This is a genomic window from Mycobacterium sp. NGS61 (assembly GCF_059812325.1).
The window spans coordinates 280,175-291,739 of the sequence record NZ_JCALCL010000002.1; the positions used below are offsets into that span (position 1 = coordinate 280,175).

Below are 11,565 nucleotides of genomic sequence, written 5' to 3' on the forward strand. Positions count from 1 at the left end.
CCGTATCAAACGGGCCCGGATAAAAATCGCGGCAAAAATCGCGGTGGGAGCGCAGCGGCTATCGGTCCGGCACGATCTTGAGCACCTGTCCGGGTTTCACCAGCTGATCGGACCGGTTCGTGCGCGCCGCGGTCAGCGCGTAGACCGCACCTGCGGAATCCACCGCCACACTCATGGCATGAGAACCCAGCGCCACCTGCACCGGATCGCGTCCGGGCGGCAACTGGAAGAAACCCTTGCCGAAGCCGTCGCCGACGAAGATGTCCCCGGCGTCGTCGAACGCGATGTGATTCGGCTCGATGAGTCCGGGGATGGGCACCACGACGGCAGCGGTGGCGCCGACGGGGAGTTTGAAGACCTGGCCACGTCCGGTACCTCTGATATTCGAGGACACGTAGACGGTGCCGTCTTTGGCGACCGCAATTCCACGGGGCAGATGGAGCCCCTCGAAAGACAAGTCGGTCGGTCGGTTTTGTCCCGGTGCGAGCTTGCGCGCCCCGTACTTCACATTCGGGCCCTCGTCCATGAGTGCACCGACTGCGTAGGTGTTGCCCGCATCGTCGACCGCGATGCCACTGACCGAGGTGAATCCCCGAAACGGCAACCGAATCGGGCTGGATTTGCCCGCCTCCAACAGGTAAACCTGGGCGCCTTCGCTGTAGAAAAGATTGCCGGCCTTATCGACCGCCAGGTCCGTCGCGGAGCGAAAATTCACCCCGGGAACTTCCACCGGGGTCGCCGCGCTGGCCCCCGGCGCCAGCTTCCAGAGCTGCAGCGGGCCGGGTTCGAACATGCTGATGCCCGGATGCGGGATCACCGCGGCCAGCGCGTAAATGTTGCCGGAGCCGTCGACAGCGACACTTTTCGTCGGGAACATCTCGGGAAATGGCAGCACAGTCGGCTGCGCCGTGTAGGTGCGCCGCGGCGGGGCGGCCTTGGTGGTGGATGCCGTCGAGTCGTTGCGGTGCACGACCTTGGGGATCACGATTGCGCCGGTCACCACCACGGCGATCACGGCGACGAGGGCGACAGCCGGGCCGATGTAGCGGCGCCGTCGTGGTGGCGGTATCGGCAGCTGCATCGGCCGGGAGTGCGGAAACGATACGGTAGGTGACTGTCCGTACATCGGAATAGGTTGCGGGACATGATTATTGGATGACTGGCCAGGAGGCGGGAGGGTGAACGTGCGGGTGGCCGCCGCGGACGGCGGTGCCGGGTTGCTGTTCGGCGGCGCAGGGGGCGGGATCGGCGGGTGGACGCGCTGCGCGGCAGCGGCGAATTCGCCGGCGCTGCGGTACCTGTTGGCGGGATCGGCTGCCGTTGCGCGCTCGATGACAGCGTCGAACTCAGCCGGGATTCCGGCTCGCCGCTCGACCGGCGTCGCCGGGTCGAACGGTTGCCCTGTCAGGCACTCGTAAAGCACCCCGGCCAGCGCGGCGATGTCGGCGCGGTAGACCGCGTCGGTGTCGGTGACCAGCACCCGGGTCCGGTCTGCCGAGGGCGTCGCTCCGCCGAGGTCGGCCAAATAGGCTGAACCGTCGCGCGCCAGCAGAATGTTGGCGGTGCTGACGTCGCGGTGGATTCTGCGGTGGGCGTGCGCATCGTCGATCGCCGCCGCGACTTGGCCTACCAGGTGCACCGCACGGACCGGATCGAGCGGGCCACCTTGTGCCAGTAGCGATTTCAGATCGCTGGGCTCCGTCATCAGCCCACCGCGGCTTTGAGCAGCCGGTTGTTCTCGGTCACGTAGATGCCGCCCGCCGCGTCGATCGCCATACCACCGAAGGACTGATTCTCCGGCGCGAACAGCAGGGTCGGGGACGAGGCACCCGCGGACAGCTTGATCAGCCGACCCATGTTGTCGGCGTTGTCGGCCACGTATACGTCGCCCTTGGCGTCCACCACGACGATTTGCGCCCTGCCCAGCTGTCCGAACGGCAGCTGGGTCGGGTTGCTCTCGCCTAGGGCCAACTTCAGCACCCGGCCCGCCTGCAGGGCGTAGACGTTGCCGGCGCCGTCCGTCGCCACGTCCTCGAAAATGCCGGTACCGAACGGCAGCGTGGTGGGGGTCGCGGCACCCGGCGCGAGCGCCAGCACCCGGTCGTTTGCGGCAACGTAGACAGTCCCCGCAGCATCAGCTGCGACGCCATGGGGAAGCATGCGGCCGAAGGGCAACTCGACCGGATCACCGGCGCCGGGCCCCAATTTCAGAATCCTCCCGGCGCCGTCCCGGGGGACATCGGCGACATAGACGTTGCCGGCTGCGTCCACGCTCACCCGTTTGGGCCGGACCAGTCCGCGAAACGGCACCTCAGCGGGCGCATCGGAGTCGGCGGTCAGCTTGTACACCCTGGGGCTGCTGGTGTCGACGACGTAGATTTCCCCGGCCGGGCCGATCGCCACGCCCGCGAGCTGACCGGTTCCGATAATCGGCAATCGGGTGGCGTTCAGGGCGGGGGCGGCGCTGGTGGACGGCGAGCCGGAGCCGCCGGGCGTCGGCGATGCGCTGGTGTTGGGCGCAGCATGCCGGGTCGTGTCGGGCGTGGCCACGACCGCGACGACGCCGACAATGGCGGCTACCAGCGCGATCACGCCCACGGCCAGCACTGCACGGCGACGGGGCTTGCGGTGCAACTTCATTGGCGTGCGCGCAGTGGGCGCGCCCGGGTGTGTCCACGGTTGGGTGGGGACCGCGTGCGGCGGAGTCCAGGGCTGCACCGGGGTGCTCAGCGCGTGCTGAGCGGCCGCACCCAGTTCACCGGCGCTGCGAAAGCGAACCTGCGGGTCCTTGGCCATTCCACGCGCGATCACCTCGTCGAAACCGATCGGGATCCCCGGGTGGTCCTGGCTGGGGCGCGGCGGCGGGGAGGTCAGGTGCGCGGCGACCAGAGCGGGTATTTCGGTGCGACTCTCATACGGTGCGGCCCCGGTCAGGCATTCATACAGCACACAGGCCAGTGCATAGATGTCCGCACCCGGCGTGACCTGGCCGGACGCCAGACGTTCCGGTGCCAGGTAGGCGAACGATCCGATGGTGGTGCCCTCGCTGGTGAGCTTGGTGTCGGTGGCGGCATTGGCCAGGCCGAAGTCCACCAGGCAGGCGAAGTCGTCGGGACCGAGCAGAATGTTGGCCGGCTTGACGTCGCGGTGAATCACCGTTTCGGCGTGCGCGGCATCCAGTGCCGCGGCGATCTGCCGCACCACGTGCACCGCCCGGGCCGGGCTGAGCGCGCCGCCACGTTCCAGGGTGCTCTGCAGATCCGTACCGTCGATCAGGCGCATGTCGATGTAGAGCTGACCGTTGATCTCACCGCAGCCGTGGATGGGCACCACGTGCGGGTCGTGCAGCCGTCCGGCGGTGCGGGCCTCCCGGAACAGCCGCTCCCGGAAAGCCGGGTTCTGCGAGTAGCTGCTGGACAGCAACTTCAGCGCCACCACCCGGTGCATGACCGTGTCCTCGGCTTCGTAGACCTCACCGAATCCGCCGCTGCCCAGCAGCCGGCGCAGCTGATACGGGCCGAACCGCGACCCCGGGAGGAAGCTGGCAGTCATTGCGCGGCACCCAATTCGAGGACTTTGCCGGTCGCGCAGTCGTCGCCGCGGTGACAGTCGACGACGAACAGATCGCCGGCGTCGTCCACGGCGATACCGAACGGGTAGTTGAGGGTGGGAAAGGCGACCTGGGTGGCAGTGCTCGCACCGCTGGCCAACTTGAAGACCCCGCGGCCGTCGATGTCGGTGACGTAGACGTTGCCGTTCTTGTCCACAGCCACACCGTACGGTTGCTGCAGGCCGGGAAACGGCAGTTCGGCGGGGGTGTCGGCACCGGCAGCCAGCTTCAACACCCGCCGCTCCTCCACATCGGCGATGTAAAGGTTCCCGGTGCTGTCCACCGCGATTCCGGCTGGCATGTTCAGCGGTGTGGTCGGCATCAGGGCGGTGGCACTCGTCGCGCCGGGGGCCAGCTTCAGCACCTGCCGAAGCGTGGCGTCGGTGACATAGACGGTGCCGTCGGCGCCGACCGCCACCCCGACCGGTCTGCCCAGGTGCCCGAACGTCAGCGGAGCAGGCCCACGACCGCCCGGCGCCAACTTCCACACCGCGGATGCGTGGAAGTCGGCGACGTAGACCGCACCCGCCGGGTCCACCGCGACCCCTTCGCCGTACAGCTCACCGAACGGTAGCTCGGTAGGCGAGGGCTGGCCGGGTGGCAACCTCAGCACCCGGCCATTGGGGGAGTGGCTGCTCAGCTCGACCGCGTAGACGCTGCCGTCGTGACCGACGGCCACCCCGCGGGCCTGCACCAGGTCCGGGAATTTCAGCACCGTCGGGACCGTCGAGGACGGCCGCGGCGTGCTGGTCGCCGCGCGCCCGGTGGCAGCATCCCGGCGCGTGACAACAACGACGGCCGCCGCGGCCGCCACCGCGACGATGATGGCCGCCGCGACGGCGACCACCCTGCGACGGCGCGGTTTTCGGCGCTCGGGTGGCACCCACGGCGGTGGCGCGGCCGGCACGGGCGGGGGCAGCGGCACCGGCGGCGGCGCGGTGGTCCACTCGCGGGTGGTCGCGGCCGGACCCAGTGCGTTGTGCGCGGCGGCGGCCAGCTGACCCGCGCTGGAATAACGGTCGTCGGGATGCTTGGCCATGCCCCGCGCGATGACCTCGTCGAACCCGGCGGGGATGCCGGCCCGCTGCTGGCTGGGCCGCGGGATCGGGGCGGTCAGCTGGGCGTTGATCAGCGCGGTCAGATCCTGGTGCTGGGCAAACGGTGGTGCCCCGGTCAGTAGTTCATAGAGCACGCACGCCAGCGAGTACACGTCGCAGCGCGGGTCGATCACTGGATTCTCGCAAAGCCGTTCCGGAGCAACGTAATCGAACGTGCCGACCGCCTTTCCGGTGCCGGTCAGCCGGGCGTCGCCGGCCGCGCTGGCCAGGCCGAAGTCGACCAGGCTGGCGAAGTCGTCACCGGAGAGCAGGATGTTCGCCGGTTTGACGTCGCGGTGTAACACCGTCTCGGCGTGCGCGGCGTCCAGGGCTGCCGCGACCTGGCGCACCAGATTCACTGCCCGCGCCGGCGGGAGCGGGCCGTCCCGGCGCAGCACGGTGTCCAGATCCACGCCGCGCACCAGTCGCATGTCGATGTAGACCTGGCCGTCGATCTCGCCGCAACCGTGGATCGGCAGCACGTGTGGTTCCCGCAGCCGGCCGGCGGTGCGGGCCTCCCGGAACAGCCGCTCGCGGAACACCGGGTTTTGCGAATAGGTGCTGCTCAGCAGCTTCAACGCCACCACGCGGTGCATGGCGGTGTCCTCAGCTTCGTACACCTCGCCGTAACCGCCGGCACCCAGCAGCCGCACCAACCGATACGGCCCGAACTGCGACCCCGCCCGATTCTCGACCACCGACCTGCCCTCCGCTTCGCCGCTGAGCGTATCCGGGGTGGAGGGCCGCCGGTCGCGCTGGCGTTACGCTCACCGCTATGGCATCCGTTGACCTGACCCTGGACGTACCGATGACCCCGCAGGAAATGTGGGAGCACGTCTCGGACCTGTCGACCCTGGGCGACTGGCTGGTCTTGCACGAGGGCTGGCGCAGCGAGTTGCCCGACGTCGACGACATCACCGAAGGCACGCAGGTGGTGGGCGTCGCGCGCTCCAAAGGCCTGCGCAACCGGGTGACCTGGACGATCACCAAGTGGGATCCGCCGCACAAGGTCGCGATGGCCGGGGACGGCAAGGGCGGAGCAAAGTACAAGGTCACGCTGACGGTGACGCAATCCAAGGACGGCGCCACCCTTGGCCTGTCCGTTGACCTGGGCGGCCCCGCGCTGTTCGGTCCGATCGGCAAAGTCGCGGCCCGCGCGGCCAAGGGTGACGTGCAAAAGTCGCTCGACAACTTCGTCGAGTTGTACGGCTGAAACCGGCCAAGACACGTGCTGCGACACGCCGGGACCGTGTCGGTGCGCGGTCATAGACTTGCCTCCCTATGAGTGAGTCGTCGTTCGTGCACCTGCACAACCACACCGAGTATTCGATGCTCGACGGTGCCGCGAAGATCTCCCCGATGTTCGCTGAGGCCGCCCGGCTGGGCATGCCCGCGATCGGCATGACCGACCACGGAAACATGTTCGGCGCCAGCGAGTTCTACACTTCGGCGTGCAAGGCCGGGATCAAGCCGATCATCGGGGTCGAGGCCTACATCGCGCCCGGCTCGCGCTTTGACACCCGTCGCATCACCTGGGGCGATCCCGGGCAGAAGGGCGACGACGTATCCGGCAGCGGGTCCTACACCCACATGACGATGATGGCCGAGAACGCGACCGGCCTGCGCAACCTGTTCAAGCTGTCGTCCCTGGCGTCGTTTGAAGGCCAGCTGGGCAAATGGTCGCGCATGGACGCCGAACTCATCGCCGAGCATGCCGAGGGCATCATCGCCACCACCGGTTGCCCGTCCGGCGAGGTGCAGACCCGGTTGCGGCTGGGCCATGACCGCGAAGCGCTGGAGTCCGCCGCCAAGTGGCGCGAGATCTTCGGCGCGGACAACTTCTTCCTCGAGCTGATGGACCACGGAATCTCGATCGAACAGCGGGTCCGGCAAGGTCTGCTCGACATCGGCCGTCAGCTCGGTATCCCGCCCCTGGCCACCAACGACTGCCACTACGTCACCCGTGACGCCGCGCACAACCACGAGGCGCTGCTGTGCGTGCAAACCGGCAAGACGCTCTCGGACCCCAACCGGTTCAAGTTCGACGGCGACGGCTACTACCTCAAGTCCGCCGCCGACATGCGCCGACTCTGGGACGACGAGGTGCCCGGGGCCTGCGACTCCACCCTGCTGATCGCCGAACGGGTCCAGTCCTACGCCGACGTGTGGACGCCGCGGGACCGGATGCCGGTCTTCCCGGTGCCCGAGGGGCACGACCAGGCGTCGTGGCTGCGCCACGAGGTGATGGCCGGCCTGCAGCGGCGCTTCCCGGCCGGCGTGGGCCAGGACTACCTCGACCGGGCCGACTACGAGATCAAAGTCATCTGCGACAAGGGCTTTCCGGCTTACTTCCTGATCGTCGCGGACCTGATCAACTACGCGCGGTCGGTCGACATCCGGGTCGGGCCGGGCCGTGGTTCGGCGGCGGGTTCGCTGGTCGCCTACGCGATGGGCATCACCAACATCGACCCCATCCCGCACGGTCTGCTGTTCGAGCGGTTCCTCAACCCCGAGCGCCCGTCGGCGCCGGACATCGACATCGACTTCGACGACCGGCGGCGCGGTGAGATGGTGCGCTACGCCGCCGACAAGTGGGGTCAGGACCGGGTCGCCCAGGTCATCACCTTCGGCACCATCAAAACCAAAGCGGCGCTGAAGGATTCGGCGCGAATCCACTACGGGCAGCCCGGATTCGCGATCGCCGACCGGATCACCAAGGCGCTGCCGCCGCCCATCATGGCCAAGGACATCCCGCTGTCGGGCATCACCGACCCGGCCCACGAGCGGTACAAGGAGGCCGCTGAGGTCCGCAGCCTGATCGAGACCGACCCCGACGTGCGCACCATCTACCAGACCGCGCGCGGCCTGGAGGGGCTGATCCGCAACGCCGGGGTGCACGCGTGCGCGGTGATCATGAGCAGCGAGCCGCTGACCGAGGCGATTCCGCTGTGGAAGCGACCGCAGGACGGCGCCATCATCACCGGCTGGGATTACCCGTCGTGCGAGGCCATCGGCCTGCTGAAGATGGACTTCCTGGGCCTGCGCAACCTGACGATCATCGGCGACGCGATCGAGAACATCAAGGCCAACCGGGGCATCGACCTCGACCTGGAAACGCTGCCGCTGGACGACAAGCTGACCTACGAACTGCTGGGCCGCGGCGACACGCTCGGCGTGTTCCAGCTCGACGGCGGCCCGATGCGCGACCTGCTGCGCCGCATGCAGCCCACCGAGTTCAACGACATCGTCGCGGTACTGGCGCTGTACCGCCCCGGACCGATGGGCATGAACGCACACAACGACTACGCCGACCGCAAGAACAATCGGCAGGCGATCAAACCGATCCATCCCGAGCTCGAGGAACCGTTACGCGAAATCCTCTCCGAGACTTACGGTTTGATCGTCTACCAAGAGCAGATCATGTTCATCGCCCAGAAGGTCGCCTCCTACACGATGGGCAAGGCCGACGCGCTGCGCAAAGCGATGGGCAAGAAGAAACTCGAGGTGCTCGAGGCCGAGTACAAGGGTTTCTACGAAGGCATGACCGCCAACGGTTTCTCCGAAAAAGCGGTGAAAGCGTTGTGGGACACCATCCTTCCGTTCGCCGGGTATGCCTTCAACAAGTCGCACGCCGCCGGCTACGGATTGGTCTCCTACTGGACCGCTTATCTCAAGGCCAACTATCCCGCCGAATACATGGCGGGTCTGCTCACCTCCGTCGGCGACGACAAGGACAAGGCCGCGGTCTACCTCGCCGACTGCCGCCGGTTGGGCATCACCGTGCTGCCGCCCGACGTCAACGAGTCGCTGGTGAACTTCGCCTCGGTCGGCAAGGACATCCGCTTCGGGATGGGCGCGGTGCGCAATGTCGGCGCCAACGTCGTCGGCTCGCTGATCAAGACCCGCAACGAGAAGGGCAAATACACCGACTTCTCGGACTACCTGAACAAGATCGACATCTCGGCCTGCAACAAGAAGGTCACCGAGTCGCTGATCAAGGCCGGCGCGTTCGATTCGCTCGGGCATGCCCGCAAGGGCCTTTTCCTGGTGCACACCGACGCCGTCGACAGTGTGCTGGGCACCAAGAAGGCCGAGGCGATGGGCCAGTTCGACCTGTTCGGCGGCGCCGACGGCGACGGTGCCGGCGACGCCGTCTTCGCCATCAAAGTGCCCGACGACGAATGGGAAGACAAACACAAGCTCGCGCTGGAGCGCGAAATGCTGGGGCTCTACGTGTCCGGCCACCCGCTCAACGGGGTGGCGCACCTGCTGGCCACCCAGGTCGACACCGCGATCCCGGCGATCCTGGACGGCGACGTCCCCAACGACGCGCAGGTGCGGGTCGGCGGCATCCTGGCGTCGGTGAACCGACGGGTGAACAAGAACGGAATGCCCTGGGCATCAGCACAATTGGAGGACCTGACCGGCGGTATCGAGGTGATGTTCTTCCCGCACACGTACTCTAACTTCGGCGCCGAGATCGCCGACGACGTGGTGGTGCTGGTCAGCGGCAAGGTCGCGGTGCGTGACGACCGGATCAGCCTGATCGCCAACGAGCTGGTGGTGCCCGACTTCTCGAACGCCCAACCCAACCGGCCGCTGGCGGTGAGCCTGCCGACCCGGCAGTGCACGGTGGACAAGGTCAGCGCGCTCAAGCAGGTGCTGACCCGCCACCCCGGCACCTCGCAGGTGCATCTGCGGTTGATCAGTGGCGAGCGGATCACCACGCTGGAACTGGACCAGTCGCTGCGGGTGACGCCGTCGCCGGCGTTGATGGGGGACCTCAAGGAGTTGCTCGGCCCCGGTTGCCTGGGTGGTTAGACCGACCCCGGGACACGCCTTGACGCGTCGCGGGATACGGACTCGGCGGGATGATTGAGCCCCTATTCGGCGGGCCACGGACGTACGCTCACCGTTATGACCGCGCCGCAACCGGCCTGACAGCGAGGGAGTAAGAGTGACTGCACGCGAAGTCGGTCGCAGCGGGGTGCGAAAGCTGTTGCAGCGCACCGGGCTTGTCGACGAAGCCACGACGCCGCTGGCGACCGACCCGGACGCGGTTACCCAGCTGTTGGATGCGCAGTGGTTCGGCGAGCGGCTCGACGCGTTGGCCGGCGAGCTGGGCCGCGACCCGGAGAGCGTGCGGGTGGAGGCCGCGGGTTACCTGCGCGAAGTGGCGGCGTCCCTGGACGAGCGCGCGGTGCAGGCCTGGCGGGGATTCAGCCGCTGGCTGATGCGGGCCTACGACGTGCTGGTCGACGAGGACCAGATCGCGCAGCTGCGCGCTCTGGACCGCAAGGCCACGTTGGCGTTCGCGTTCTCGCACCGCTCCTACCTGGACGGCATGCTGCTGCCGGAGGAGATCGCGGCCAACCGGTTGTCGTCGGCCTTCACCTTCGGCGGCGCCAACCTCAACTTCTTCCCGATGGGCGGCTTCGCCAAGCGCACCGGCACCATCTTCATCCGCCGGCAGACCAAGGACATTCCGGTCTACCGGTTCGTCCTGCGGGCCTACACCGCGCAGCTGGTGCAGAACCACACCAACCTCACCTGGTCGATCGAAGGTGGACGCACCCGCACCGGCAAGTTGCGCCCGCCGGTGTTCGGCATCCTGCGCTACCTCACCGACGCCGTCGACGAAATCGACGGACCCGAAGTGTATTTGGTGCCGACGTCGATCGTGTACGACCAGCTGCACGAGGTCGAAGCGATGACCACCGAGGCCTACGGCGCGGCGAAACGTCCCGAGGACTTCCGGTTCCTGGTCCGGCTGTCCCGCCAGCAGGGCGAACGACTGGGCCGGGCCTATCTCGACTTCGGCGAACCGTTGCCGTTGCGCAAGCGTCTCGAGGAGCTGCGGGCGGACCCGTCGGGCACGGGCACCGTCGTGGAACGCATCGCGCTGGACGTCGAACACCGGATCAACCGCGCCACCCCGGTCACACCGACTGCGGTGGTGAGCCTGGCCCTGCTGGGCGCGGACCGTTCGCTGTCGATCAGCGAGGTACTCGCCACGGTGCGGCCGTTGGCGAGCTACATCGCCGCCCGTGAATGGGCGGTGGCCGGGGCGGCGGACCTGACCAACAAGTCGACGATCCGCTGGACCCTGCACCAGATGGTGGCTTCCGGCGTGGTCAGCGTGTACGACGCCGGCACCGAGGCGGTGTGGGGGATCGGCGCCGACCAGCACCTGGTCGCGGCGTTCTACCGCAACACCGCCATCCACATCCTGGTCGACCGGGCCATCGCCGAGCTGGCGTTGCTGGCGGCCTCGGAATGCCCGACCGAGGGCACGGTTTCGCCGGCATCTGTCCGCGACGAGGCGCTGCAACTGCGCGAGCTGCTGAAGTTCGAGTTCCTGTTCTCGGCGCGCGCGCAGTTCGAGATGGAACTCGCCGCCGAAGTGCGCCTGATCGGCCCGGTCGAAGACACCACCAAAGCGGTCAGCGCCGCCGAGGTACGGCACTTGCTGGAGTCGGCGGATCTGCTGTTGGCGCACCTGGTGCTGCGCCCGTTCCTGGACGCCTATCACATCGTCGCCGACCGGTTGGCCGCCCTCGAAGACGAAGCGCTGGACGAGGATGCGTTTTTGACCGAATGCCTGGAGGTGGGCAAGCAGTGGGAACTGCAGCGCCGCATCGCCAACGCCGAGTCCCGGTCGATGGAGCTGTTCAAGACCGCACTGCGGCTGGCGCGGCATCGGGAGCTGGTGGACGGTCCCGACCAGGCCGACCTGGCCAAGCGACGCCGGGAGTTCGCCGACGAGATCGCCACTGCGACCCGGCGGGTCAACGTGATCGCCGAACTGGCCCGGACGCGCTGATCGTCCTGCGCTCTCGTCAGCAAGGTGGCAGGGAA

The 11,565-nt window shown here is 67.8% G+C and carries 6 protein-coding genes; 3 read left to right on the forward strand and 3 right to left on the reverse strand.

The window, feature by feature from the left end:
• Nucleotides 1-58: 58 nt before the first annotated feature.
• From AC5Y3Z_RS05990 to AC5Y3Z_RS06000, 3 genes are read right to left on the reverse strand one after another with little or no spacing between them, the layout of a single operon-like run.
• Nucleotides 59-1,705, reverse strand: a complete 1,647-nt coding sequence (locus AC5Y3Z_RS05990) for a hypothetical protein (RefSeq protein WP_473139644.1) — start codon at nt 1,703-1,705, stop codon at nt 59-61.
• Nucleotides 1,705-3,552 (reverse strand): serine/threonine-protein kinase, encoded by a 1,848-nt coding sequence (locus AC5Y3Z_RS05995; RefSeq protein ID WP_473139645.1) that lies wholly within the window; start codon nt 3,550-3,552, stop codon nt 1,705-1,707. Before AC5Y3Z_RS05995 ends, AC5Y3Z_RS05990 begins: the two co-directional genes overlap by 1 nt.
• Nucleotides 3,549-5,405: a serine/threonine-protein kinase gene (locus AC5Y3Z_RS06000; RefSeq protein WP_473139646.1), complete on the reverse strand. Its 1,857-nt coding sequence runs from the start codon at nt 5,403-5,405 to the stop codon at nt 3,549-3,551. The genes AC5Y3Z_RS05995 and AC5Y3Z_RS06000 overlap by 4 nt, the downstream gene beginning before the upstream one ends.
• 77 nt (nt 5,406-5,482) lie before the next feature.
• Here AC5Y3Z_RS06000 and AC5Y3Z_RS06005 point away from each other — a divergent pair, with 77 nt between their 5' ends.
• The 3 genes from AC5Y3Z_RS06005 to AC5Y3Z_RS06015 all read left to right on the forward strand — a co-directional run bounded on the left by AC5Y3Z_RS06005 (nt 5,483) and on the right by AC5Y3Z_RS06015 (nt 11,530).
• Complete coding sequence (locus AC5Y3Z_RS06005) at nt 5,483-5,920, forward strand: type II toxin-antitoxin system Rv0910 family toxin (protein WP_463825160.1); 438 nt, start codon at nt 5,483-5,485, stop codon at nt 5,918-5,920.
• A 68-nt stretch (nt 5,921-5,988) separates the two neighbouring features.
• Nucleotides 5,989-9,528, forward strand: a complete 3,540-nt coding sequence (dnaE, locus tag AC5Y3Z_RS06010) for a DNA polymerase III subunit alpha (RefSeq protein ID WP_473139647.1) — start codon at nt 5,989-5,991, stop codon at nt 9,526-9,528.
• Between the two features lie 136 nt (nt 9,529-9,664).
• Entirely contained in the window at nt 9,665-11,530 is a 1,866-nt protein-coding gene (locus AC5Y3Z_RS06015) for a lysophospholipid acyltransferase (RefSeq protein WP_463825162.1), read from the forward strand.
• Nucleotides 11,531-11,565 lie beyond the last annotated feature (35 nt).